Below are 23,650 nucleotides of genomic sequence, written 5' to 3'. Positions count from 1 at the left end.
GCATGTTCGGGGCGGGCGTCCCTGGGTATGTCGCCAGGGTGAGGACTGGCGCCCACGCTGGCCGCCGGGCCGTGTGGGCCTTCGTCGAGCGGCGCGGGCGGCTGTGGCTCCGGCGCGGCTGGCCGATCCTGCAGACCGCGACCGCGGCGGCCCTGTCCTGGTACCTGAGCCACGATGTGCTCGGGAATCGACAACCGTTCTTCGCGCCGATCGCGGCGGCGGTGTGCCTGAGCGTGAGCAGGGTGCTGCGGGGTCAGCGCGCGGTGCAAATAGTCCTGGGGGTCAGCCTTTGGCATCGGCATTGGTCTGGCGGCGCAGGCCGTGCTCGGTACCGGGCCGCTGCCGATCGGCGTCGCCGTGCTGGTCGCGCTGTCGGTTGCGGTGCTGGTCGGGCACGGGTTCGTCGCGGCAGGGGCTGATGTTCGTCAACCAGACCGCGTCCTCGGCGATCCTGATGCTCGCGCTACCCCAGGGCGGCCTGGGCTTTGAGCGGTTCTTCGACGCCCTCGTCGGCGGCGGCCTCGCGGTCGTTCGCTTCGTCGCGGTAACGCGGTGTCGGTGGTCGCCCACGCCCGCTGTAGTTCGCCACCACCGGTTCGGCCTGCGCCGAATAAGCGCTGGTGGTGGCCTTGACCGCGACCACATAGGTCAGGCCACGCTCGTGCAAGCCAAGGCGGAATCCGGTGGTGTCGCCGTAGCCGGCGTCCGCGACGACCGGGCGGGCAGCCAGTCCCAACCGCCGCCGGCCCGCTGCCCGGTGACCTCATCGAGCATGTCCAGGGCCAACCGCCATTTCTCCCGGTGCCGCGCCTGCTCGGGAATCTTGCTACGCGCGCGGCGGCGTCGGATCTCGGCCACCGCGTCGGGATCAGCAACGGTGGCGTCAGTACCCACGCTGGTCGTGGTGTCGTCCCAGGAACGCGGCATGAACAACCGCCAGTCGATCGCCGCGGACGCCCAGTCGGTCACCGCGTGCACGCTGACCCCGATCTGACAGTTCCCGACCTTGCCCAAAGTGCCGGAATACATCCGCGCCACCCCAGGCGAGTCGGGTCCGTCCTTCGGGAAGCCGGTGTCGTCGATGACATAAGCACGCCGGTCGATGAACTCCTCAGCCCACCGAGCCACCCGTTCCCGGACATCGACGTAATCCCAGGTCGAGGAAGTAACGAACTGCTGCAACTGCTGGTGATCCACACCCAGCCGGGCCACCATCGGCTGCATCGACTTCCGCTTGCCATCCAGCATCAACCCACGCAGGTACAGCTCACCCTTGACACGCTGATCCGACCGCGACAACCCGCCCAACATCAGGCTGGCGAGCGCCTCCAGACGCGGCCTGACCTGCTCCATCTCCTCCGGAGTCACGACCCGAACAGATCACACGACACGGCAGATCAACGGCAGCGACACACCTAACAAAGTGCTACTAGAGCGTGGGGGTGCAGGCGCCGGCCGGCCGATCGGGGATCGAGCCGGGAGCCAGTGGCTCGTCGGTCGGAGCACCGCCGCCCGCGGTATCGACAAGTTCCTGGTAGACGTAGGCGCATTCCGACGCGATTTGGGACCAATTGTAGCGACTGGCTACCCGGTCCCGCCCGGCTGCGCTCATACCCTCACTCAGCGCCGGGTTGTCCAGCAGCTCCCGCAGCCCGCGGGCGATCAGCTGCGATCCCGTGTCGTCCAGGTGGATACCGGTCACGCCGTCCACGACAACTTCCCGGGCGGCCGGGCTGGTGGCCACGACGGGAACGCCGCAGGCCATGGCCTCCAAGCAGTCGTATCCCGACTGCCCGGACGCGACGTGGCAGACCGCCGCGTAGGCCGCTCCCAGCAGCGCGACCCGCTGAGCCGTGTCCGGCTGGCGCACCAGCCGCACTCGCCCCGCGAGGCCGGGTTCGGCCGACAGCGTGGCCAGCCGCGCCCGGTCGGCCGAGTCCTCCGGCTCGACGTCGATGAACCCAGTTCAGTGTCGGGCAACGCCCGCAGGGCCCGGAGCAGGGTCGGCGCCTCGCCGAGCGGGCCGGTGACGACCACCCGGTGGGCGAGGGGTGACGCTTCCACCGGTGCCCCGAGGGAAACCAGTCGCTCGGTGTCCAGCCCGGTGGGGACCACGCTGACCCGCTCCCGGCGCATTCCCACCCCGACCAGCAGGTCCCGCTCGTGCTCGCTCAGCGCGATGATCCGGCTCGCGTGCCGGGCCACGGTCCGCTCGATACGGGTGAGGCAGCCCGCGGGTCGTGCGCCCCGCCGCGCTCGGTCCGGCATGCTGAGCCGGTGGAACGTCTGAGCCACCGGTACCAGGATCGCCTGGGTGGCCAGCTCGGCGGCCAGACCGGCAAGCCAAGTGTGGCCGTGCAGCACGTCCACCTCGTGCCGGCCCAGTTGGCCCTTCAGCCGGTCGACGTACTTGCCGAGGTGGGTCATCGCCACCGCTTCGCTGAGCGCCGTCGGGGGGCCCGCGGGGAGCAGGACGGTCTCGTAGCTGGCCGGGGAGCCGGCGCCCGACCCTGTTGCCCCGGCGGCCTGGCGACGTGCGTAGTGCACAACCTCGTGTCCGAGGCCGGCCAGCGCCTCCGCGAGCGACGAGACGTGCTCGGCCGGACCTCCCGGGTCCACGGGCTGAGCGCCGCCGTGGAAAGACACCAGCCCCACTCTCACCCAGGTCTCCCTCTCACCGGACGATCGCACTGCACCTGCGCTTAGCCGTGTCTACCCACACCCACGGCGCGCAAACACCGTCGCGTCAGGAGAGCAGCCCGCAGCGAAACCCGTGCGCGACCGCCTCGGCCCGGTCGGTGACCCGCAGCTTGCGGAAGATCCGCCCGGTGTGGGTCTTGACGGTGTCCGTGGCCAGGAACAGGTCCCGGCCGATCTCCGCGGTCTTGCCATCGCTGATCCCGAGCAGCACCTGTAGCTCGCGCTCGGTGAGCCGGCTCGCCGAGTCCCGCCTGAGCGAGCCCGGCTTCGGCAGGACCGCCGTCGAGGTCAGGGAGTGGGCCAGCGCGGCGACCAGGCCCGAACCGAGAGCGTCCCACCGCAGGTAGCCGCGTGCGGCCCGCCAATATCGCGGCCGAGATACACTCGGCGTCGCGCGGCGTACCCAGCACGAGGATGTTCGCATCGGGATGCAGGGCGACGAGGCGCCGTGCCACGTCGAGTGCTCCGATGCCGCTCTCGGCGCCGACGAGCACGAGGTCGACCGGTTGGCGGCAGTAGCGGGAGACCAGCAAATCGATCTCCACCCCCTCGACCCTCGACGCCGGCCACAGCTGCCAGTGCGCGTACGAGCTCCGCCCGAGCTCCGTACTGGTCGTCGCAGACCAAGGCAGTTCTCATGGTGACCCTTCAGGCTCAGGACACGCGAGCGCCGGGGGGTGAGCGTCCGCTTAGGCGCACTCTTACCCGTCGAAAATGGCATCAAACCCAAACGACCAGGGGAGTTTCACGCCATTTATTCCGCGCCGGTTCGGGCGATGCGGCCACTCGAGTGGGTATCTCTGGGGCAGAGAGGACCAGCCATGACCACGATCACCAGCCGGCGGGCCACCGCGAGCCCGGCCGCCCGGTTCGCCGCCTCTTACATCGCGATGCCGAGCGCGCACACCTTTGCCGACTACTGGGCTCAGACCACCCACCAGGCAACCCGACACGCCGGGGAGAACGCCGTCGGCCGTCGGGCCTGCGTCGCGCACGTAGCGGTCTACACCCTGAGCGGCACCGTCACGGTCTGCGCAGCCAACAAGATGTTGAGCCTGGACGCGACCTGGCGAGGCATCCTGATCGGCCAGTTCATTTCCGGGGCGTCGCACTACTTCGCCGACCGCCGACACCCGCTGCGGGCCCTGGCGCACTGGAGGCAGAGGTCGGTTCTACGACGACGACGGCGGCCCGGCGCTGGACCTGAGCTGGCACGTGAGCTGGCTGGCGGTCGCGGCCATGACCACGGCGACCGTGGCACGATGACTGCGGTTCGTCGACGAGCTCCCGCGCAACTCCACGGGTAAGGTACTCAAACGCGAGCTGGCCGAAAAATCGGCGGAGGAATCGGCGGACGACACCGAGCGGGCCGGAGCGACCGAGGGTAGCCAGGCCCGGCTGGCGGGGGCATCCTGGCACTGCGCGGCAACAGCATCCAGGGCTCCACCGACACTTCGACGCTGTTCGACACGCTGCCCGGCTACATGCCGCCGCAGTGTCCGAGGTCCGCGAGCTGCTGCCGCGCGGCCGCCTGGTGCGCCGGCTCCTGCCGGAGGTCGGCCGCGGCGCGGGCCTGGCCGCCGCGGGCCGTATGGGCATGGTGTGGGCCCCGGTCGGCAAGGCCGGGCCGGCGCGGCGGATCGCGGTGGTCGAGGCTCGCGGCCCACGCCAGGATGGAGTCGCGATGGGGCTCGCCGCGGAGCCACTGCACCAGGGGCGCGCCGGGCGGTACGTCACGGCCGCGCGGGAGCTGACCGTCACCGGCGCCACGTTGACCGCCGTCCTCGGCCGGCGTACCCGGAGCGTCTCGGTGCTCGGTGGGCTCGCGCTGCTCGCGGGCGCGGCGGCGACCAGTTTCGGGAGCTTCCACGCCGGCCAGCGGTCGGTGCGGGACCCCTGCTACACCGTGGTCCCGCAACGGCGGTGAGGGTATCCCCGCGTCCGTACGAACTACCCGCGGGTTTGCGTCCGCGTTGAACGGGAACCCAGCCCAATGAGACCGCTCTGTCACGTCCGACGATCGTGATCGAAGCGAAGCCACGTACCGACGAGTACGCGGCGTTCGCCCCGCTGTTCCTGCGGCTCGCCGCCCTGCCGCCCGACGATCCCGAGCAGGCCGTACTGCGTGACAAGTTGGTGATGGCGCACCTTCCCGTGGTGCGCAACATCGCGCGCCGGTTCGTCGGTCGCGGCGAGCCGGCCGACGACCTGGAGCAGGCGGGCACGATCGGCCTGCTCGGGTCCATCGACCGCTTCGACCCGAGCCGGGGGTCCGAGTTCCTGGCCTTCGCCATCCCGACGATCACAGGGGAGATCCGCCGGCATTTCCGCGACCGCTCCTGGGCCATGCACGTGCCGAGGCGGTTGAAGGACATGCAGGCCCCGATCCGGGCCGAGTCGGAGGCGCTGCTTAACGAGATGGGCCGTGCCCCCCGGCCCTCGGACCTAGCGAGCCGGCTCCAGGTGCCGGTCGAGTCGGTGCTGGCGGCGTTGGAAGCGGGCCAGACCTACCGCAACGGGTCGCTGGAAGACGTGATGACCTCCGACGACCAGCCCCTCGTGGAGCGTCTGGGCTTCGTCGATGGTGCCCTGGAGCGGGTCGAGTACCACGAGGCGCTGGTCCCGCTGTTGCGGAAGCTGCCCGACCGAGAACGCACGATCCTCATGTTGCGCTTCTTCGGCAACATGACCCAGAGCCAGATCGCGGCGCGGATCGGCATCTCGCAGATGCACGTCTCCCGGTTGCTCAGCCAGACCCTGGCCCATCTGCGTGATCGGATCCTGGTTGAGGACTGATCGGGATCAGGAAGGAGCGTCTCCTCGCGATGACGCACGAGCTGGGCGATCCGGACGCGGTGGAGGCGGTCGCGGCTGATCGGGTGGCGGCTGCCGCGCTGCAGCGTGCGGTGTTGCCCTCGTCGCTGCCGGTGCTGCCGGGCGTGGGGACTGCGGTGCGCCGCGCGCCGGTGGGCATCGGGGCGGGGCGAGTGAGCCTGGTTCGACGTGATCCCGTGCCCGGACGGCGCGGTGGGTCTGGTCGTGGACGAGGTGGCGGGCCGCCCCCCACCGCTGGTGGTCGGGGTCGGGCGGTACCTGGAGACGATGGCGAACCGCGCGATGCCGGACGGCGCTCCGCCGCAATCGCTCGCCCGCGACACCAGGCGCCGTGACGCCGCGGAGTGCTGAGTTGACGCCGGTGCGGTCCGACCCGGCTGGACCGGGACACGCTCGCCGCCGCTGCGGCCGGGGCTGGCGTGCCGCCGGCTCGCCGGCGTCCGGGCGGAGGTGATGCGCCGCCCCGACGAGACCGGGTTGCGCCGGGATCGGGTGCTGGCGGCCGGGGTCCGGATGCTCGATCTCGGGGTGTTCCGCGTCGGCGGTGAGCGGTACGCGCCGGACCCGGAGGACGACGGCGACTCCGATGGGGGCACCTGCGGGCTGGCGACGCTGCGCCGCGAGCGCGTCCGACGGTACTGCGGCGCCGTCGAGTCTGCTACGTCGGCAAGGGCGGCATCGAGCACACCGTGTCACTGCGGGACCGCGCCCTGCACCGGGGTGTGCGGCAGCTGCTGCGGCGGCCCGGCGGCGGGGACGACCTGCTGGCCTTCCGCGTCGGCCGCGAGTGGTGCGACGTGCGGGCCGCGCAGGGCGAAGGACCTGCGCACGTGGAACGCCACGGTGCCCGCGGCGGTCACCCTGGCCGCGGGATCGGAGCCGACGGGGAAGGGCGGGCGACCTCGACGACGCGTCCCGGGCGGTGATCGACCGGGTGGTGGTGCGGCTCCTGCGGCCGGTGTGAGCGGGGCTGTCAGCCGGGCGGCGCCGGAGGGGCGTGCCGGCTGACCAGCTCGATGCGGGTGCCGTCGGCCGTGCCGCTCACGTCGACGGTGTCGGCGCAGGCGCGCATGAGGTGCAGGCCCATGCCGCGGTCGGCGTCGTTGCCGGGTGCCTTCCAACAGCCGTCGTCGGTGATCGTGAACACGACGCGGCGGCCGTCGTCGTCGGTCGTGACGTGCCCGTGCAGCCTGACCACACCGGGGTGGTCGAAGGACTCGGGGGGCACGAGGTAGCCGTGCTCGACGCTGTTGCTGACGGCCTCGCTGATGGCGAGGACGAGATCCTCGATCTGGGCCGGCGGCCAGTGGTGGCCCTCCAGCCATAGCTGCGTGCGGTCGCGGGCCAGTGACGAGGCGATCCAGTGCGCGGCGAGGCTCACGTCGAGGTTGAAGACCGGTCCGGGCCCGGTGTCGTCGCGGCGGAGTGGCTCCGGTCGGGACCGGTGCTCGTTGTGGTCGGATGGCGGAGCCACGGGGCCAGTGTTCCCTCTCGGTGTCGCCCGTACACGCGCAGGGTCGGACAATCGGAACGCGCGTCGGCGCCCTTCGAATTCGTCCGCGTTCGCGGGCATGGACGCCGGTGGAGCAGGTATTGCCCTCATCGTTCGGAGCGCGATGGACGAAGGGTCGAGATGGGAACTACGGGTGCGCCGGAGTGGGCTGGCCTGTCGCGGGCGGTGCGCTCGGGTGGGCGGAGCGACCGGGTCGAGCTGTAGGGTGTTGCTGGACGCGACGCTGGAGGAGGTCTCCGCGTTGCTGGGCGGCCGGGTCCGGCCGCCGTTCCAGCGGACGGTGCACAATCTCGACGCTGGGCAGGACCTCACGCGGCGACAGGTCGACCACGGAACGTCGAGTCGTTCTGCCAGCGGCACCAACCTGGAGGGGGCCCCTCGTCGATCCGGGTGCATGACGTAGTGCCCGAGTCCCACTCCTCCGCGTTGCCGAAATCGGCGAGGTCTCCACCACCGCCACGGCGGGCCTCTTCACGCGGATAGTTCACACAGTCGGGCCCGTACCACGGTGCATGCACGCGGACTCCGGATGCAGCGCCGACCTCGAGAGGTGGCGCGCGCGCACCGGGTGTGGTTAGTCGGCTTCGGTGTCCAGGCCGGGTTCGTCGGGTCCGGATTCTTCGGGATCTCCGGGATCGACGTCTCCTGGATGCACCTGTTCGTCCGTTCGGCTCAGCAGCGAGCGGATCCCTGAGTTGAGCACGGCGAGCAGTGGCACGGCCAGCACCGCACCGGCGATGCCCGCGGTCAGCAGGCCGGCGGCAATGGCCAGCACCACCGCGAGCGGGTGGAGTTTGACCGCGCGTCCGAGCAACAGTGGTTGCAGGACATGACTTTCCAACTGCATGACCCCGATGACGATGCCCAGCACGATCAGCGCCTGAATCGGTCCGTGGGCCACCAGTGCGATCAGGACCGCAACGCCGCCGGCAAGGACCGCCCCGATTATCGGGATGAACGCTCCGAGAAACACCAGCGCGGCGAGGGGGATAGCGAGGGGAACGCCGAGGATTGCTACGCCCAGCCCGACCGCCACGGCGTCCACGACGGCGACGGTGGCGGTCGCTCGAACGTAGCTGACCAGCGCGGCCAGGCTGCGTCGCCCGGCGAGGTCGACCCGGGAACGCTCGTGGTCCGGCACGATTCGGATGAGGAACCGCCAGATCCCCGCTCCGTCGTGCAGGAAGAAGATCAGGGTGAACAACACCAGCAGAATCTCCGTCAGGGTCTGACCGATCGTTGCCGCGGTGCTGAGCGCAGTGGCGGTGATACTCACGCGGTTCGCGTTCAGCGACGCGAACAGGCCATCGCTCAGACCGTGCAGTTGTCCCACACTCAGGTGCAGCGGGCCGGTCGTCAACCAGCTGACGATCTTGTTGATGCTGGCCGCGACCTGCGACTGCAGCGCGGGCACGCCGTTGGTGAACGTCACGATGACAAAGGTGAGCACTCCACCGAGCCCGGCCAGGCCGCCGACCATCACCACTGCGGTGGCGAGCCCGCTGGGCACCCCGCGCCCTACCAGGTAGGCCACCGCCGGGGCCAACAGCGCCGCGAGCAGCAGCGCAACCGCGACCGGAACAACCAGGGCCGCGAGACTGCCCACCACTACGCCGATCACGTACAGCGCCGCACCGACCGCAAGCAGCCGCCAGCTGATCGCCGCCGCCACACGCAATGCCGTCGGGACTCGCGACCCGACATCCACCGGTCGCGGCAGTGGATCCCGCGCCACTCTCAACGAGCCATTATTCGATCCCGGTCGCAGGTCTGGGTCTGAATCTCGGCCGCTGATCCTCTTCATTTCGGCTCCCTCTCGGTGGCAACCCACCGGCCCGAGCGTCGCCGGCCCGATCCTGCTCTCCGACCCCGGTGCGGGCTGCGCATCCCGCGGCCGCCCCGAGCCTCGCCACCTGTCCCGCTTGCTGTGCGGGATGCCCGGTCGCGGGGGTACCCAACCGCGGTTCGACGAGACCGAGTCAGGTGCGCTATGCGCGGGATGGGTCTTGCCGCCGGTTAGAGCTGGATTCGAGCGTTACCAACGACTGACGCGCGGTGCCGCAATCCACCTGCTGGGTGTGCTGGCCCGATAGACCCGCCGGCCCGCCGACCGGGGTGGGTGAGCCCATCGCGGGGGACGTCAGCGATCATGTTCTCCGACCCAGCGGCCTACCAGCGGAGGTTGCACCGCGCAGCGCAATTGCTCTCCGATGATGACGTGCACGAGGACGAGCCGATCACCGCGCTCAAGCAAGGGCTGTCCCAGCAGGACGTCAAGATGTACCGGCCTGCCGGTCTACTCGTTTGATTAGCTTCGATGTTGGGTACACCACATCATGTCCACAATCGTGATCGTCATTGTTGTAGTTCTCTTGCTCGGTGGCGGCGGTTGGGGACTTTCCCGTCGTGGCCGCTGAGCTTACATAGCGGAGCCTCGTACCACGGGGGCAAGTGTCAACGTCGGGCTCTGACTGGCTCTGGCGGGTGGAATGCCGCTGGATTGCGGCGCGGCGATCCAGGTGTTGAGGTGATGGCTATCTTGGCCGACTGGTTGCCACTGACTTAGGCCCTCAACGCGGTGCAGAAACCCACCTGGGTACACCGCGCCGCGATCGCCGCGGCCGACCCGACAACGATTAGCGCCCGCCAGCGCAGGCTCAGAAGTGCGATCAGAGTTTGTCGCGTTAAGGTGCATGTCTGGGCCTTGTCCAGGCCCAGCTTTATACCCCAGACCCTGGTGTATCGCCCGCACGCGATTCCGAACCAGGGCCTTTACGGTCAGCGTGGTGTTCAGCGCTGGTGGCCCGATCTCGCAGGTCCCACGGGATGGTCGTGCATCCATCCGGACTATCGGGACGGTGAGCCGCATGACCGAGGACCAGACAACGAGCACCGAGCCGCGAGGAACGTCGCACGCGCAACAGCCGCCTGGATGCCGTTCGAGCCGGGGCCCAGACTTCGGCACCGGCGGTGAACCGCAGGTCCCGGTGCCGCCGTACGACCAGGACCGCGACGAGGTCAGCGCTGAGGGCGCTGAAGGAGTGCGTAAGTCGTTCGACGCCTCCAACGCCCCCAAACCCGGCCCGCCGCCGGTGGTCTCCGACGAGGAACGCGACGGGGTGACCGGAACCGAGATCAACCCCGAGCCTGCGCTGGGGGTAGGCAAGAGCAGCAGCACCGGCGCCGAGGAACAAGCGAAGCCGGCCTCTGACCGCGATGACGTCGCCACCAAGGGGGCAGCCCAACGCCCAGTGGGCAAGGTCGCCGACGACGACAACGCCGACCAGCCGGGACCTGCCGGGCCGCAATAACCGGTCCTCCCTGGTCGCTTCGCCGCGGATGCAGTATCACGTTGCGCGTTGCCACCGGAGGCCGCTGATCCACCCCGGCCGCGACCGACACCCGGCGGAAGCGGTGTGTCGCTCGTCGCCGGGCGCGGAGGCGTGAAAGTCCTGACGGTGGGAATTCGGATGGTCGCCCCGCTGCCGCCTATGCGAGGTCCAGATTCCGATCGGAAGGCACGTGGTATTGATGAAGGACGAGGATCGACTGGACGCGCACGCGCGCGAGGACCATGGAAACGTGGCCGTTGAGCACGACAACGGAGCGGTCAACGCCGAGAAGTGCGGGACACGGTCAGGCGGGACATCGGCCGAGGGCTCCACGCCCGAGGGTGCTCGGGCCAATCTGGAAGCCACGAGAGAACAGGCCCGCGCGGAGAGATTCCCGGCCCGGCGAGTGTTGTAGCCCGAGGGGCACCGTTCAGCACGTCCTCGGGCAGCGTCATCTCGATCTCCTCCGCGCGCCGCTGCGGTGAGGCCGTAGAACGATTTTGGGACGGCTGAAGTAGATATGAACAAGTCGGGCGTTCGTCATTGCCTCAGCGTGGCGCGTTCGGTTGAGTTCAGCCCGCCCCACACGCCGTTTAGCTCCGGCACCGCGAGAGCGTAGCGTCCGTTGCACAACCGATGCGCGGTGGCAACTTGAACCAAGCAGTCCGAGCCGGCAGGGACGGCCGCATGGCCGGGCGTCGAGGATCGCCGCCGGTGAGCGGTGTCACGACCACAATCGGCCACTGACATGTTCATCCGGTGCACAACGGGTACGTGACTAGGGACCGAGCAATACCGAGATCCATCGTCCGTAGGTTCTCCGGGACCGGACGAGGACGGAGCCACTGCATGACCTCGACCACGACACTCATCCGCCAACTACGCGCCGTCCGGCAACTGACCCAGACCGAGGCTCAGGTGGCCCGGCTGCGGGTTGTCCAGGCGCGCACCGACGCGGTCCGTCGTGAGCTGACCGAGAATGCCGACAACGCCGACCGGCGGTCTCACCTGATCGCCCAGGAGATCCGCCACCTCGGCGGGGTGCCGGATGTGGTGACCCCGGTCATCGGCCGGCTGACCGCCCTGTTGAAGAGCACTCTCGAACAGGCAGCGCCCTTCGACGAGGCGCTGTTGAGCGACCTCGCGCTGGAGCAGCAGCTACTCGGCCGCGCGCGGTACCTTAAGGCCCTGAGCCAGGCGGCCCAGCGCTCCGACGTGCGCGACCTGGCCGAACGCCTGGAGACCGCGCACACCGAAACGGTCGAGTGGATCAGCACCGTGCTGGCCGAGGAGGCACTCGGCGGCCCGGCCGCGCTCCGCGCCACGCCGATCCAACGGGCAGCGGGCGGTGCCACCAAGGTGATCGGGCTGCCGATCCGAACCGCCCGCGAAGGCCTAAACCTCGCGATGAACAGCGCCCACGAGGTCGGCGCGTGGGCCCGTGAGGCGGTCTCCGACGTGACGAACCGAGCCGCTCGGTTCGGCGGAGCGGCCCGCGACATCGCCAGCACCGGCCGTGACGCCTCCCTGGCGCGCGCCGAGACCGTGGCCCGCCGAGAGGGCGCCACGGAGACGGCCGAGGCGGTGCACGGCGCGCGCCGCCAGCTGGGGACGCTCGACGAGCGTGAGCTGCCTATCGAGGGCTACACCGAGCTCAACCAGCAGGACGCCATCCGGCGGATCAAGGAGCTCCGGGACAGTTCTGATGTCCGCACGATCATCAAGTACGAGCAGGCCAACGGGAAGCGCTCCGGTGTGGTCTCCGCCGCGCAGACGCGCGTCGGCGCGCTGGCCAAGGAGACGATCACCAACTAGCCCGGCCGCCTGCCGCCCCTTCTCGGCAGGCGGGATTCTTGATGGGCGCCACGGTCTGTTCTTCTCCGCCGGTCCACCGGTGCGCGAGTACTCGCTCGGGGACCGTCGGGTGCACCGCCCAGGATGAGCCGCTTCTAGCGGGCCGGCCCGGCGATTTCGCCGGGCCGGCCCTTTCTTATTTTCGGGGTCTGGACGGATCCGGGTGTGATCGTCGCCGGCGACCGTGTGCGGCTCAGGTACCCGTCACAGCAGCGACAGCCAGGAGCCGAAGCCGGGATGATGTTTGTCGTAGGTGGATTGGGGCATCCGGCTGGCGTGATGCTGCTGCGGCCGCCCGGGGTGTACCGGGCTGAGGGTGATACCGAGATGGTGGCCGACGTGATGCGGCGTGGCGGGTTCGCCCTCGGCCGGGAGGTGCTCGACATCGGTACCGGCAGTGGCACGATCGCTGTGGCGGCGGCCCGTGCGGGCGCGGTCGCTGTGACGGCAGTGGACCTGTCGTTGCGCTCGGTGGTCGCCACGTGGCTCAACAGCCGGCTGCACCGCGCGGCGGTGTCGGTCTGTCACGGTGATCTGTTCGAGCCGGTGGCCGGGCGCCTATTCGACCTGGTCATAGCCAACCCGCCCTATGTGCCGGCCGAGACCGCTGTCCTGCCACGACACCGCATCGCCCGGTGCTGGGACGCCGGTCCCGACGGCCGGGCGCTGCTGGACCGCATCTGTGCGGGAGCTCGGGACGTACTGCGCCCCAACGGCGACGTCTTGCTCGTGCACTCGGCGGTGTGTGGGCCGGACGCGACGTTGGACGCGCTCGCGAGCGCCGGACTCACCGGACAGGTGCTGGCACGCGCCACGGTGGCTTTCGGGCCGGTCATGCGCGCCCGTGCCGCACTGTTGGAGTCCAGGGGGTTGATCCGGGCCGGTCAGCGGGACGAGGAGCTCGTGGTGATCGGTGCCCACCATGCCCGCTGACCGCAGGCTCCCGGGCCCGGTGTTCGCCCGGGTGACCGTCACTGATGATGGGCCCGTGCTCGTGGCGGGCCCCGTCGAGGTCCAACTGCCGGACGGGCGCGTGGTGCGCTCCGAGCGTGCTGTGACGGCGCTGTGCGTCTGCCGTCGCAGCCGCCGGCAGCCGTTCTGCGACACGAGCCACCGGCGCAAGGCACGTCTCGACCCTGAGGCCGATGGTGGCTGACGGCCCGGCTCTGCCCGAGCCGCGTGGCCCGCTGTCCGCCGCCGTGCTGGAGGCGCTGCGAACCGGGGCAACGGTGAGGTGTTCGGTGGCGGGCGCCGATCCCTACGGCGAGGATCTGCAGCTCGCGCTGTACTGCTGCTACGAGCTGCACTACCGCGGTTTCGCGGGAGTGGCCGACGACCGCGAGTGGGACCCAGGCGTGCTGAGGTGCCGCGGCGAGCTGGAGCGGGTCTTCCTGGCCGCGCTGCGGGACGACGTCACGGCCGGTACGGACGTCGCCGCCGAGATCGACGCGCTGCTGGTCGAACCGGTTGACGGGCGCGGGGTGTCCCACCATCTGCGTGACGGTGGCCGGCTCTGGCAGCTGCGTGAGTACGTGGCCCACCGCTCGCTCTACCACCTCAAGGAGGCCGATCCGCAGGCCTTTGTGATCGCCCGCCTCGACGGACCGGCCAAGGCAGCCCTGGTGAGCATCGAGCACGACGAGTACGGGGCCGGGGACCCCCAGCGCATGCACTCGCACCTGTTCGCGGAGATGATGCGCGCGCTGAACCTCGACCCGACCTACGGCCGCTACCTCGACTCCGCCTCCGCCCCGGCCCTGGCGGAGGTCAACTTCATGTCCCTGTGCGGTCTGCACCGATCGCTGCGCGGCGCGCTCCTCGGGCAGTTCGCCGCCGTGGAGCTGACCTCGTCGCCCGGCTCCGCACGGCTGGTCCTCGGCATGCAACGGATGGGTCTTGCGGACGCGGCCGCAGACTTCTATGCCGAGCACATCGAGGCCGACGCCGTGCACGAGCAACTCGTGCGGCGCGGCGTGATCTGGCCGCTGTTGGCCGTCGAGCCGGAGTTGGCGTCCGACATCGTGTTCGGGATCAGGGCCAGCGGTTACCTCGGTGACCGGTTCGGCCGATGGCTGCTCGACCGCTGGTCCGAGGACCGGCCGTCGCTGCGCACCGCCCTGCCGGACGCACCGATTCGCAGTGGTCTCAGCGAGCGACATGAACCGTAGGGATCCCGCGTTGTTGTGGCGCCTGACAATCACCACGGCGTGGGGCGAGGGCATCGACGGTTTCGACCTCGGTGTCCTGAGCGTGGTGCTGCCGTTCGTCGCGAGGGACTTGGACATGTCGCCGGTGTGGACGGGTTTGATCGGCGCGTCCGCGCTGCTGGGCATCTTCATCGGTTCGCCCGTCGTCGGTTACCTGACCGATCGTTTCGGCCGGCGCCGGCTGTTCCTGATCGACCTCGCCGCGTTCATCGTCCTCGGCGTCCTGCAGGCGTTCGTGACGCAGCCGTGGCAACTGTTCGCCCTGCGGCTATTGCTGGGAATCGCGATCGGCGCGGAGTACGCCATCGGTGCCGCCATGCTCGCCGAGTTCGCGCCCAGCCGCGGTCGCGGTCGGCGGCTGTCGTTGCTGCTGGTCTCGTGGTACAGCGGGTACCTCGCCTCGGTCGTCATCGCCTACGCCCTCGTCGATCGGGCCGGGTGGAACTGGCGCTGGGTTCTGATCACCAGTGCGGTGCCCGCGGTGGTGGTCCTGGCCCTGCGCCACGGATTGCCGGAGTCGCCGCGCTGGCTGGTCCGCCACGGGCGTACCGACGAGGCCCGGCGCATCGTCGAGCGGCATCTGGGTGGCGAGGCGTACTTCCGCGCGGAAGAGTACGAGTCGGAGAAGCCGACGGCGGGATGGCGGCAGCTGTTCGCCCCGCAACTGCGTAGGCGCACCGTGTTCGTATGCACCTTCTGGGCCTGCCTGGTGGCGCCCTACTTCGCCATCTTCACGTTCGCCCCCCAGGTCTTCACCGCTCTGCGGCTGGCCGATCCCCGCGCGAGCACGATCGCTGCGAACGGCATCGCCGCGATCGGCGCCGTGGTGGGAATGCTGACGATCGAACGCACCGGCCGCCGCACCCAGCTCATCGGTCCGTTCTGGATCATGGCGGCCGCGTTGCTCGTGGCGGGGCTGTGGGGTGGAGCGCCGGCTGCGGTGATCGTCGTCTGCTTCGCTCTGTTCTCCTTCTTCAACGCGATGTCGGGCAACCTGACCGCCGTCTATCCCATCGAGGTGTTCCCCACCGATGTCCGCTCCAGTGGCGTCGGGATCGCCTCCGCGTTCAGCCGAATCGGAGCGGCAATCGGCACATTCCTCCTGCCGGTCGGGATCTCGAGCATCGGGATCGGAGCGTCGATGGTGATCGGCGCCGCCATCTGTGCTCTCGGCGCGGTCGTCTCCCACGCCCTCGCCCCCGAGACCACCGGAATGACACTCACCAGGGCCAGCGTCGAGCCAGCCTCGGTTGGCCGAGCGTGAACGGGGGTGAGGCCGCCGAGATGTCGGAGCCTGCGAAGGGAACAACCGTGCTCGCCGTCGAGAACGACGCGTCTTTCTGGGACGACCACGACACCCTGCGCCGGTGTCTGGGCGAGCCGATTCCGCGGATCCCGCCCTGGTTCGGGTACGACGAGCGCGGCTCCGAGCTGTTCGAGTCGATCACCGGGCTGCCCACCTACTACCTGACGCGAGCCGAGCGCGGGCTGCTCGAACGCCATGCCGACGAGATCGCCGACGTCGTGGGCGGCAGCCACCTTGCCGAACTGGGCAGCGGCAGCGCGAAGAAGACTCGGCTGCTGCTCTCGGCATGCGCCCGGCGCCGTCACACGGTCTACTTTCCGATCGACGTCAGCAGGGAGATGCTGGACTTCAGCGCCCGCGCCCTGACAACCGCGGTGCCTGGTCTGACGGTTACCGGGTTGTGGGGGCGCTACGAGGCCGGACTCACCTGGCTGCATGACAACGTGGCCGCACCTCTGGTCGTCGCCTTCCTTGGCAGCAACCTGGGCAACACGACCCCCGGCGAGCGCGCCGCGCTGCTCGCGCGGATCAGCTCGGCTCTGCGGCCCGGCGACGGCTTCCTGGTCTCAGCCGATCTACTCAAGCCCGCCGAGACGTTCGAGACCTGCTACAACGACCCACCGCACCACAGTGCCTTCGCCGAGTTCCGGCTCAACCACCTGACCCACCTCAACCGCCGTTTCGGCGCGAACTTCGACATCGAGCATTTCCGGCCCCACGCCTGGTACGACCATCGGGACGAGGTCGTCGTCGGGCACCTCACCGCGACCGAGGACCAGGTCATCTCCCTGCCCGGGCTCGGCATCACCACCCAGCTGCGCACCGGAGACTCGATCAACGTCGGCTTCTCGGCCAAGTTCGACCGCGACCGGTTCGTCGCCGAAATCGCGGCGCACGGCCTGCGCGCCGAAGCACAGTGGATCGACCCGACGTGGCGGTACGGCATCTTCCTCTTCCGCCGCGGCTGAGAGTCCCGACGCCGCGCCGGGCGATGCGCACCTCGATTCCACGCTGGCGTAGGTACTGGCGACAGCGGGGCGCTGGGGTTGGTCTCCAGCAGCGGTTCGACAGCACGCTGTTACGAACGCCTGAGATCCCTGCCTGGCCGCATCTGGAGGGCGTCGTCGGCGGCTGGGGCGCCGGCCCCCGTGCCGGGATCTGCCAGTGGTCCGGCCGTGATTCCGGCGTGTGGCGAGTGCTCGCCGGTGAGACCGAGCAGCCGATCCTGGTCGGCTACCTCCAACCCGCATACTCCGGCGGCGGCGGGACGAAGCGCTGGCTCGCCCGCACCACGGGTTTGACCCAAGTCAGCGGCGGCCCCTGGCCTACCCGCAAGGCCGCACTCCGACGCCTGGTCGACAACCATCAGCGAGCCGCCGGAGCCTGATCGGCAACCTCCGACCGCACACCGACCCCCCAAGCAGGCCGGAATCCATCGTGTGCGGCACGGGTCGGCCGATGCTCAGCAGCGGGCTGCTCGATCAGGCTCGGACCGCGGCGCGAGCTGCCCTGAGATCGTCCACGACATGGATGTCCTGGCTCCACTGTCCCGGCCAGGCCACAAGCACCAGATCTCTGCTCGTCGCCGATTCCAGCAAGGACCTTTTCTCCGAGTCCGTTTTGGCTTGCTGAACAACTCCGCTCGCGTCCACGCGCAGCAGCGTGACCGAGCGCCCCAACCAGGGGGCCTGCCGGGATACGGGAGAAACCCGCCAAGTGGTCGGGTAGTGCCTGGTCAGGCGTCGTTGTCGGCGAGGGCGCGGTAGAGGGAGGCGACTGAGGGGTGCTGGCCGACGTTCTTGCCGGTTTTGATGGTCAGCTTCTTGACGATGTCGGGCATCGGGGTGCCCTTGTCGCGCAGGGCGCGGGCGAAGAGCACGTCGTCCTCGTCGATCACCTTGGGGCGGCCGCCGTGGTTGCCGCGTGCGGCCGCGGCTTGCTGGCCTTCGAGGGCTTTCTCGCGGATGTAGTCGCGGTCGAGCTGGGCGGCGACCGCGAGCACGGCGAAGACCATGGAGCCCATGCCGGCGGGTCGTACATCCCGGTCAGCGGCCCGGTGAGCAGTTCCAGCTGAACCCCGCCGCCCTGGAGCTGGTCATTTATGAGAATCCCCGGTTGGGCGCTGGAGACGATGCGGTTGGCCATGGGGGTGGCGGGTAGTCATCGAGTGTGACCGACTCCGCCATCGCAGTCCTCGATATTGATGGGACGCTGATTGACTCCAATTATCAGCATGCGCTCGCCTGGTACCGCGCACTGCGCTCGGTAGGCGAGATCTACCCGGTGTGGCGGCTGCACCGGCTGATCGGCATGGGCGGGGACCAGCTGCTCACGGCTGTTGGAGGCGAAGACCTGGAGCGCCGGGTTGGTGACCAGGCCCGGGAGCAGCAGGGCAAGGAAGTCGACGCGCTGCTCGAAGAGATGGCGCCGTTGCCCGGTGCCCGCGACCTGCTCGTGGCGATCAAGGAGCGCGGTCACCGGCTGGTGCTGGCCAGCTCCGGGCAGCAGCGCCACGTGGAGGTCTTCCTGGACAAGCTGGACGCCCGCGACATCGTCGACGACTGGACCACCAGCGCTGACGTCGAGGCGTCCAAGCCGGCGCCGGACCTGCTGCAGGTGGCGCTGAAGAAGTTGGGTGCGCCGCCCGATGCGTCGAGCGTGATGGTCGGGGACTCGGTGTGGGACGTCGAGGCGGCGAAAAAAGCCGGGATGCCGGCGATCGTCGTCCGCTCCGGCGGCTTCGGGGACGATGAACTCCGTGAGGCTGGCGCCGTCGCCCTCTACGACACCCCCGGCGACTTGGCGAAAGCACTGGACGACACCCCCCTCGCCTGACGCCCCTGCCATCGCCGCCGGCCCCTCGGCCGGATTCGGCACCGACTCCGGCACCTCAGCTAGAGCGTCCGTCGGCCCCACCGCAAAGGGAGCACCGCTACTGATGACCGCCAATGAGACAGACCCCGCTACTGGGGCGAAGAGCACCCGCCCCGAGGCGCCGGCCGAGGCCGCGAGTGATACGCCCACCGGCAACCCTTCCCAGCCGCACCCCACCTTGCCCGAGGGGATGGGCGATCTCGATCGCCGTGCGATCGACACTGTCCGCGTGCTGGCGATGGACGCCGTGCAGAAGACCGGTAACGGCCACCCCGGCACCGCGATGAGCCTGGCGCCCACGGCTTATCTGCTGTTCCAGAATTGGCTGCGCCACGACCCGGGCGATCCGAACTGGGTTGGGCGTGACCGCTTCGTACTGTCGATGGGGCACTCGAGCCTCACCCTGTACATCCAGCTCTTCCTCTCCGGCTACGGTCTGGAGCTCTCCGACCTGGAGGCGCTCCGCACTTGGGGCTCCCTGACCCCCGGCCACCCCGAGGTCAACCACACGCCCGGCGTGGAGACGACGACCGGGCCGCTGGGCCAGGGCGTCGGCAACGCCGTCGGCATGGCGATGGCCGCCCGTCGCGAGCGCGGTTTGTTCGACTCCGAGGCCGCCGAGGGCCAGAGTGTGTTCGACCACAGGATCTGGGCGTTCGCGTCCGACGGCGACCTTGAGGAGGGCGTCAGCGGCGAGGCGTCGTCGCTGGCCGGCACCCAGGAGCTTGGGAACCTGGTCCTGGTCTACGACGCCAACCGGATCTCCATCGAGGACAACACCGACATCGCGTTCACCGAGGACGTCGGCAAGCGGTACGAGGCCTACGGCTGGCACGTGCAGCACGTGGACGACGGCGAGGATCTAGCCGCAGTCGACCGCGCGCTGGCCGCCGCCAGCGTCGAGACCGGCCGGCCTTCGCTGATCGTGCTGCGGACGATCATCGGCTGGCCGGCGCCCAACAAGCAGAACACCGGTGCGGCCCACGGCTCCGCGCTGGGCGAGGACGAGGTTCGGGCGACCAAGGAGATCTTGGGCTTCGACCCCGACAGGACCTTCGCGATCGCCCCGGAGGTGCTTGCGCACGCCCGCCAGGTCACCGAGCGGGGCAAAAAGGCGCACGCCGAATGGCAGCAGCGCTTCGACGCGTGGCGGGCCGACAACCCGGATGGTGCCGCGCTGTTGGGTCGGCTGTCCACCCGCACGTTGCCGGCGGACTGGGCGGACGACCTGCCGACCTGGGACGCCGACCCGAAGGGCGTGGCCACCCGGAAGGCCTCCGGTGAGGTTCTCGCCGCCCTGTACCCGGTCCTGCCGGAGCTGTGGGGCGGTTCGGCTGACCTGGCGGAAAGCAACAACACCGCGGTCAAGGGGGCGGCCTCGTTCCTGCCCGCGGATCGGCAGACCAAGATGTGGTCCGGCGGCCCGTACGGGCGCACGCTGCACTTCGGCGTCCGTGAGCACGCCATGGGCGCGATCATGAACGGCATCGCGCTACACGGCGGGACCCGCGTGTACGGCGGCACGTTCCTCACCTTCTCCGACTACATGCGCGGTGCGGTCCGGCTGGCCGCGCTCATGCAGCTTCCGGTCACCTACGTGTGGACGCACGATTCCATCGGGCTGGGCGAGGACGGCCCCACCCACCAGCCGATCGAGCACTACGCGGCGCTGCGCGCTATCCCCGGGCTGGACTTCGTCCGCCCGGCCGATGCCAACGAGACCGCGGTGGCGTGGCGCACCATCCTGGAGCACAACGACCGGCCGGCCGGGCTCTCGCTGTCGCGGCAGAACCTGCCCGTCTTCGACCGCGCCGAGTTCGCGTCGGCCGAGGGTGTCGCCAGGGGCGGCTACGTGCTGGCCGAAGCCTCCGGCGGCACCCCCGAGGTCATTTTGCTGGGCACCGGCTCGGAGGTGCAGATCGCCGTCGCCGCCCGCGAGGCGCTCGAGGCCGACGGTGTTGCGACGCGCGTCGTGTCGCTGCCGTGCTGGGAGTGGTTCGCCGCCCAGGACCAGTCCTACCGCGAGCACGTGCTGCCGCCCACCGTGCGGGCCCGGGTGAGCGTCGAGGCCGGCGTGCCCATGGGGTGGCGGCAGTTCGTCGGCGACGCCGGCCGCATCGTCGGCCTGAATCACTACGGCGCCAGCGCCGCCTACACCGTGCTGTACGAGCAGTTCGGGCTCACCGCCGCCGCAGTCGTCGCTGCGGCGCGGGAGAGCCTTGCCGCCGTCGCGGCGCCGCCGCTCGCCCCCACCGGTCCCGACAGCGTCGGCGTCCTGCACACCCCCACCGGCGACCGCTGACCCGTCCAATGCCCTCGCCGAATCCTCCGAACTTGGAAGGCACCGCCATGACACAGAACCAGAAGTTGGCCGAGCTGTCGGAAGCCGGGGTCGCCGTCTGGCTCGACGACCTCTCCCGCGACCGCATCCGCACCGGCGATCTGCAGACGCTGGTCGACGACTACTCCGTTGTGGGCGTCACCACGAATCCGACAATTTTCGCCGCCGCGATCAGCAATTCGGACGCCTACGACGACCAGGTGCACGCGATGGCCGTTCGCGGGGTCAGCGTGGGGGAGGCGCTGCGGACCATCACCGCCGCCGATGTCCGCGACGCCTGTGACCTGCTCGCCCCGGTGGCGCGGCGCACCGGCCGTGACGGCCGGGTGTCGCTGGAGGTCTCGCCCCGGGTGGCGCACGACACCGATGCCACCGCCGCGGAGGCGGCGCACCTGTGGTGGCTGGTCGACCGGCCCAACCTGTTCATCAAGATCCCGGCGACGCAGGAAGGCCTGGCCGCGATCACCACTTCCATCGCCGCGGGCATCAGCATCAACGTCACCCTCATCTTCAGCCCCGAGCGGTACCGGATGGTCATGGACGCGTACCTGTCCGGCCTGGAGCGGCGCGCGAACGCCGGCGGGTCGCTGACTGGGATCGAGTCTGTGGCCTCCTTCTTCATCTCCCGCGTGGACACCGAGATCGACGCACGTCTGGACAAAGCCGGCGCGGACCCCGCCCTCAAGGGCAAGACCGCGCTGGCCAACGCGCAGTTGGCCTACCAGGCCTACGAAGAGGTCTTCTCCTCCGACCGCTGGAGCGCGCTGCAAGGCCGGGGCGCCAGGCCGCAACGGCCGCTGTGGGCCTCGACCGGCGTAAAGAGCCAGGACTACCCCGACACCCGCTACATCAGCGACCTCATCGCGCCGGACACGGTGAACACCATGCCGGAGAAGACCCTGAAGGCCTACGCCGATCACGGCAGCCCCGGCACGCCCATCCAGCAGACCTACGACGAGGCGGCGCAGGTCATGAAGGCCGTCACTGAAGCCGGCGTCGACCTCGACGACGTTTTCACAGTTCTTGAGGACGAGGGAATCCAGAAGTTCGTCGACTCCTGGGATGAGCTCACCGAGTCAGTCCGCGCGGAGCTCCAGGACAAGGAATAAGCGACCTCACCAAGCACAGCAGGTGATTGGCCTTCCACATTCCTGGTGGAAACGATTTCCGGTTTGCCGAGGTGCCGATGTCGATCCGAGCAGGTCGCGGCGTTGTCGCCCTTGATCTCGATCGCAACCGGGGACCACGCAAAGCCCCAGCGGGTAGTGCTATCAGGAACCCTTCTTCGAGGAGACGCGCGCCCGTGCCCGGCGCGGTGCGGCGGCGGCCGGTGCCACGGTGTTGTCGCCGGGAAACAGCGCACCGGGCACCAAGTCGAGTGTCGTGACCGGCGCTGCGTCCGGCGGGGACAGGTCCAGCACCCAGTCGCCGCAGCGGCGGATGGTGTGGGTGATGTACGGGGAGATCGTGGCCAGGTCGTCGGTGTCGATCGGGGGTGGTTGCCTTCGGCGCGCCGTGAGGAGAGACCCACCGGGGTTCTGATGCTCTCCGCAGTGGTACCGGGGTCCGGGGCGGAGCCCCGGTGCGGTTGGCCGACGGGTTACCGGCCGAGGCCGAAGCTGGGTCCGTCGTGGCCGTGGCCGAGGTGGTTGGGCGAGATGGGCCGAGCGCTCGCGGTGTCCCTGGGCGGGGAGCTGGCCGCCGCCCTGGCCACTGGCGCCGAGGCGGCCGGTTCGGTCGCCGCGTACGAGACCAACTCCGACCCGGTGACCATCGTGGCGAGCCCGCGGGAACGCCACCCCGCCAATCCCCATCACGATCGCGCTCACGGTATGGCGCAAGGCTCTACCCGGGGTACCCCTCGAAACGCTGGACAGCCTGGAGAACGACGGCTACACCGTGCGGCTCGCCCAGCGATAACCCAAATCCGCCCAACCCAGGGTCGGTAACATATGTTGACGCTTACTCGTCTTCGGGAGCAGGATGGACATCGCCGACAGCGCACGCAAGCACGGCGTGGCTGACGACGACATGCGTCACGCGGTGGCCCAGTCCATGCGGGTGGTGCGGCAGGGCAGCGCGGACCGGGTCTTGGTCATTGGCCCGGATCGCGTAGGCGCCCTGTTGGAGCTGGTCGTCCTCGATCCCGACACCGAGCCGGTCATCATCCACGCGATGGTGCTCCCGGGCGAAGTTCTACCGATTCCTGGAGAAGGGGTGAGCACATGCCACGTACCCGCGAACAGCTAGAGCAGGCGGCCGCCGAGGCCACCCAGTGGCTGGACGACCTCGATCCTGACGACCCCAGCGTGACCGTGGAGGACACCGCTGACCTGCGTGCCGTCGGCCTGGCACTCGCAGCCATCGCGGCCTCGGAATCCAACCTGAGCGCCACCGTCGCTGCCGCCAGGGCCAACGGTCGCAGCTGGGCCCGCATCGCGGCGGTACTCGGGGTGTCCAAGCAGGCAGCCATGCGCCGTTTCAGCGAACCCAGCCATCCGATCCCACCCCAGACCTCTCGGGAGTCCGAGCCTGACGCCACACGGTCATCGACGCGGTGATCCGTTTAGCCCGACGCTTCGCCTGGACCTCCGCGAAAGCGGTCTGCTCTGGACCCTCGACTCGAACGATGAGGTTTACCAGGTCGTCCGGAGAGCTGATCAGATAAGGCGGCTGCCACCGTGGTGG

At 69.7% G+C, this 23,650-nt stretch carries 24 protein-coding genes and 2 pseudogenes; 16 read left to right on the top strand and 10 right to left on the bottom strand.

The annotated features are described in order from the left end of the window. Positions 1 to 282: 282 nt before the first annotated feature. The 5 genes and pseudogenes from ACTXG6_RS34090 to ACTXG6_RS34070 all read right to left on the bottom strand — a co-directional run bounded on the left by ACTXG6_RS34090 (position 283) and on the right by ACTXG6_RS34070 (position 3,124). Positions 283 to 429 carry a hypothetical protein gene (locus ACTXG6_RS34090; RefSeq protein ID WP_445183474.1) on the bottom strand — a complete coding sequence of 49 codons (147 nt, stop codon included), beginning with the start codon at positions 427 to 429 and terminating at the stop codon, positions 283 to 285. 97 nt (positions 430 to 526) lie between these two features. Next, positions 527 to 1,353: pseudogene (locus tag ACTXG6_RS34085) on the bottom strand (IS701 family transposase); the annotation flags it as partial. Between the two features lie 76 nt (positions 1,354 to 1,429). After that, complete coding sequence (locus ACTXG6_RS34080) at positions 1,430 to 1,879, bottom strand: glycosyltransferase (RefSeq protein ID WP_445183473.1); 450 nt, start codon at positions 1,877 to 1,879, stop codon at positions 1,430 to 1,432. 218 nt (positions 1,880 to 2,097) lie between these two features. Continuing rightward, positions 2,098 to 2,619 (bottom strand): annotated as a pseudogene (locus ACTXG6_RS34075) (glycosyltransferase); the annotation flags it as partial. A 127-nt stretch (positions 2,620 to 2,746) separates the two neighbouring features. Continuing rightward, a complete protein-coding gene (locus tag ACTXG6_RS34070) occupies positions 2,747 to 3,124 on the bottom strand; it encodes a response regulator transcription factor (protein ID WP_445183472.1) in 378 nt (125 codons plus the stop codon). Positions 3,125 to 3,521: 397 nt separating this feature from the next. Between ACTXG6_RS34070 and ACTXG6_RS34065 the strand changes: the two genes are divergently transcribed. The 4 genes from ACTXG6_RS34065 to ACTXG6_RS34050 all read left to right on the top strand — a co-directional run bounded on the left by ACTXG6_RS34065 (position 3,522) and on the right by ACTXG6_RS34050 (position 5,886). Further along, positions 3,522 to 4,007 (top strand): transcriptional regulator, encoded by a 486-nt coding sequence (locus ACTXG6_RS34065; protein ID WP_445183471.1) that lies wholly within the window; start codon positions 3,522 to 3,524, stop codon positions 4,005 to 4,007. 188 nt (positions 4,008 to 4,195) lie between these two features. Next, positions 4,196 to 4,627 carry a hypothetical protein gene (locus tag ACTXG6_RS34060; protein WP_445183470.1) on the top strand — a complete coding sequence of 144 codons (432 nt, stop codon included), beginning with the start codon at positions 4,196 to 4,198 and terminating at the stop codon, positions 4,625 to 4,627. A 95-nt stretch (positions 4,628 to 4,722) separates the two neighbouring features. Further along, on the top strand, positions 4,723 to 5,496 hold the full coding sequence (locus ACTXG6_RS34055) for a SigB/SigF/SigG family RNA polymerase sigma factor (protein ID WP_445183469.1): 774 nt from the start codon (positions 4,723 to 4,725) through the stop codon (positions 5,494 to 5,496). A gap of 207 nt (positions 5,497 to 5,703) precedes the next feature. Further along, positions 5,704 to 5,886: a hypothetical protein gene (locus tag ACTXG6_RS34050; protein WP_445183468.1), complete on the top strand. Its 183-nt coding sequence runs from the start codon at positions 5,704 to 5,706 to the stop codon at positions 5,884 to 5,886. A 341-nt stretch (positions 5,887 to 6,227) separates the two neighbouring features. Here the strand turns inward: ACTXG6_RS34050 and ACTXG6_RS34045 are convergent, their stop codons facing one another. From ACTXG6_RS34045 to ACTXG6_RS34035, 3 genes are all read right to left on the bottom strand, one after another. Further along, positions 6,228 to 6,395, bottom strand: a complete 168-nt coding sequence (locus ACTXG6_RS34045) for a hypothetical protein (protein WP_445183467.1) — start codon at positions 6,393 to 6,395, stop codon at positions 6,228 to 6,230. A 113-nt stretch (positions 6,396 to 6,508) separates the two neighbouring features. After that, positions 6,509 to 7,009 carry an ATP-binding protein gene (locus tag ACTXG6_RS34040; RefSeq protein WP_445183466.1) on the bottom strand — a complete coding sequence of 167 codons (501 nt, stop codon included), beginning with the start codon at positions 7,007 to 7,009 and terminating at the stop codon, positions 6,509 to 6,511. Between the two features lie 613 nt (positions 7,010 to 7,622). Then, positions 7,623 to 8,768: an AI-2E family transporter gene (locus ACTXG6_RS34035; protein WP_445190172.1), complete on the bottom strand. Its 1,146-nt coding sequence runs from the start codon at positions 8,766 to 8,768 to the stop codon at positions 7,623 to 7,625. A 1,147-nt stretch (positions 8,769 to 9,915) separates the two neighbouring features. On the opposite strand from ACTXG6_RS34035, the gene ACTXG6_RS34030 reads away from it, so the two are divergent. The 7 genes from ACTXG6_RS34030 to ACTXG6_RS34000 all read left to right on the top strand — a co-directional run bounded on the left by ACTXG6_RS34030 (position 9,916) and on the right by ACTXG6_RS34000 (position 16,715). Then, positions 9,916 to 10,359 carry a hypothetical protein gene (locus ACTXG6_RS34030; RefSeq protein ID WP_445183465.1) on the top strand — a complete coding sequence of 148 codons (444 nt, stop codon included), beginning with the start codon at positions 9,916 to 9,918 and terminating at the stop codon, positions 10,357 to 10,359. An 870-nt stretch (positions 10,360 to 11,229) separates the two neighbouring features. Continuing rightward, positions 11,230 to 12,195 (top strand): ferritin-like domain-containing protein, encoded by a 966-nt coding sequence (locus ACTXG6_RS34025; protein WP_445183464.1) that lies wholly within the window; start codon positions 11,230 to 11,232, stop codon positions 12,193 to 12,195. A gap of 318 nt (positions 12,196 to 12,513) precedes the next feature. Continuing rightward, on the top strand, positions 12,514 to 13,167 hold the full coding sequence (locus ACTXG6_RS34020; RefSeq protein WP_445183463.1) for a HemK2/MTQ2 family protein methyltransferase: 654 nt from the start codon (positions 12,514 to 12,516) through the stop codon (positions 13,165 to 13,167). Next, the gene (locus tag ACTXG6_RS34015; protein ID WP_445183462.1) at positions 13,157 to 13,390 is read left to right on the top strand and encodes a CDGSH iron-sulfur domain-containing protein; all 234 of its coding nucleotides are present in this window, start codon (positions 13,157 to 13,159) and stop codon (positions 13,388 to 13,390) included. Before ACTXG6_RS34020 ends, ACTXG6_RS34015 begins: the two co-directional genes overlap by 11 nt. Further along, on the top strand, positions 13,380 to 14,402 hold the full coding sequence (locus ACTXG6_RS34010; RefSeq protein ID WP_445183461.1) for an iron-containing redox enzyme family protein: 1,023 nt from the start codon (positions 13,380 to 13,382) through the stop codon (positions 14,400 to 14,402). The genes ACTXG6_RS34015 and ACTXG6_RS34010 overlap by 11 nt, the downstream gene beginning before the upstream one ends. Positions 14,403 to 14,412: 10 nt before the next feature. Continuing rightward, the gene (locus ACTXG6_RS34005) at positions 14,413 to 15,705 is read left to right on the top strand and encodes an MFS transporter (protein WP_445183460.1); all 1,293 of its coding nucleotides are present in this window, start codon (positions 14,413 to 14,415) and stop codon (positions 15,703 to 15,705) included. Between the two features lie 20 nt (positions 15,706 to 15,725). Beyond that, positions 15,726 to 16,715 (top strand): L-histidine N(alpha)-methyltransferase, encoded by a 990-nt coding sequence (locus ACTXG6_RS34000; RefSeq protein WP_445183459.1) that lies wholly within the window; start codon positions 15,726 to 15,728, stop codon positions 16,713 to 16,715. Positions 16,716 to 17,482: 767 nt separating this feature from the next. On the opposite strand, the gene ACTXG6_RS33995 is transcribed toward ACTXG6_RS34000, so the two are convergent. Then, positions 17,483 to 17,761, bottom strand: coding sequence for a hypothetical protein (locus ACTXG6_RS33995; protein WP_445183458.1), 279 nt, complete (start codon positions 17,759 to 17,761; stop codon positions 17,483 to 17,485). A 155-nt stretch (positions 17,762 to 17,916) separates the two neighbouring features. Between ACTXG6_RS33995 and ACTXG6_RS33990 the strand changes: the two genes are divergently transcribed. The 3 genes from ACTXG6_RS33990 (at position 17,917) to tal (ending at position 22,071) form a co-directional block, all read left to right on the top strand. Then, complete coding sequence (locus ACTXG6_RS33990; protein WP_445183457.1) at positions 17,917 to 18,582, top strand: HAD family hydrolase; 666 nt, start codon at positions 17,917 to 17,919, stop codon at positions 18,580 to 18,582. A 229-nt stretch (positions 18,583 to 18,811) separates the two neighbouring features. Beyond that, positions 18,812 to 20,923, top strand: a complete 2,112-nt coding sequence (gene tkt / locus ACTXG6_RS33985) for a transketolase (RefSeq protein ID WP_445190171.1) — start codon at positions 18,812 to 18,814, stop codon at positions 20,921 to 20,923. 47 nt (positions 20,924 to 20,970) lie between these two features. Beyond that, a complete protein-coding gene (gene tal, locus ACTXG6_RS33980) occupies positions 20,971 to 22,071 on the top strand; it encodes a transaldolase (RefSeq protein ID WP_445183456.1) in 1,101 nt (366 codons plus the stop codon). A gap of 491 nt (positions 22,072 to 22,562) precedes the next feature. On the opposite strand, the gene ACTXG6_RS33975 is transcribed toward tal, so the two are convergent. Continuing rightward, complete coding sequence (locus ACTXG6_RS33975; protein WP_445183455.1) at positions 22,563 to 22,736, bottom strand: hypothetical protein; 174 nt, start codon at positions 22,734 to 22,736, stop codon at positions 22,563 to 22,565. A gap of 209 nt (positions 22,737 to 22,945) precedes the next feature. Here ACTXG6_RS33975 and ACTXG6_RS33970 point away from each other — a divergent pair, with 209 nt between their 5' ends. Then, complete coding sequence (locus ACTXG6_RS33970) at positions 22,946 to 23,212, top strand: hypothetical protein (RefSeq protein ID WP_445183454.1); 267 nt, start codon at positions 22,946 to 22,948, stop codon at positions 23,210 to 23,212. Further along, entirely contained in the window at positions 23,188 to 23,523 is a 336-nt protein-coding gene (locus ACTXG6_RS33965) for a sigma-70 family RNA polymerase sigma factor (protein ID WP_445183453.1), read from the top strand. Before ACTXG6_RS33970 ends, ACTXG6_RS33965 begins: the two co-directional genes overlap by 25 nt. Positions 23,524 to 23,650 lie beyond the last annotated feature (127 nt).

This window comes from Pseudonocardia sp. Cha107L01 (genome assembly GCF_052566575.1).
The sequence above is the reverse complement of the archived record's forward strand: the minus strand, read 5'-3'. Positions and strand labels throughout refer to the sequence as shown.

Coding starts and splice junctions, on each gene's coding strand:
- ACTXG6_RS34070 (WP_445183472.1), bottom strand. CDS start 3,124: ATGCGAACATCCTCGTGCTGGGTACGCCGCGCGACGCCGAGTGTATCT.
- ACTXG6_RS34065 (WP_445183471.1), top strand. CDS start 3,522: ATGACCACGATCACCAGCCGGCGGGCCACCGCGAGCCCGGCCGCCCGG.
- ACTXG6_RS34030 (WP_445183465.1), top strand. CDS start 9,916: ATGACCGAGGACCAGACAACGAGCACCGAGCCGCGAGGAACGTCGCAC.
- ACTXG6_RS34025 (WP_445183464.1), top strand. CDS start 11,230: ATGACCTCGACCACGACACTCATCCGCCAACTACGCGCCGTCCGGCAA.
- ACTXG6_RS34020 (WP_445183463.1), top strand. CDS start 12,514: ATGCTGCTGCGGCCGCCCGGGGTGTACCGGGCTGAGGGTGATACCGAG.
- ACTXG6_RS34015 (WP_445183462.1), top strand. CDS start 13,157: ATGCCCGCTGACCGCAGGCTCCCGGGCCCGGTGTTCGCCCGGGTGACC.
- ACTXG6_RS34010 (WP_445183461.1), top strand. CDS start 13,380: ATGGTGGCTGACGGCCCGGCTCTGCCCGAGCCGCGTGGCCCGCTGTCC.
- ACTXG6_RS34000 (WP_445183459.1), top strand. CDS start 15,726: ATGTCGGAGCCTGCGAAGGGAACAACCGTGCTCGCCGTCGAGAACGAC.
- ACTXG6_RS33995 (WP_445183458.1), bottom strand. CDS start 17,761: ATGGTCTTCGCCGTGCTCGCGGTCGCCGCCCAGCTCGACCGCGACTAC.
- tkt (WP_445190171.1), top strand. CDS start 18,812: ATGGGCGATCTCGATCGCCGTGCGATCGACACTGTCCGCGTGCTGGCG.
- tal (WP_445183456.1), top strand. CDS start 20,971: ATGACACAGAACCAGAAGTTGGCCGAGCTGTCGGAAGCCGGGGTCGCC.
- ACTXG6_RS33975 (WP_445183455.1), bottom strand. CDS start 22,736: ATGGTCACCGGGTCGGAGTTGGTCTCGTACGCGGCGACCGAACCGGCC.
- ACTXG6_RS33970 (WP_445183454.1), top strand. CDS start 22,946: ATGGACATCGCCGACAGCGCACGCAAGCACGGCGTGGCTGACGACGAC.
- ACTXG6_RS33965 (WP_445183453.1), top strand. CDS start 23,188: ATGCCACGTACCCGCGAACAGCTAGAGCAGGCGGCCGCCGAGGCCACC.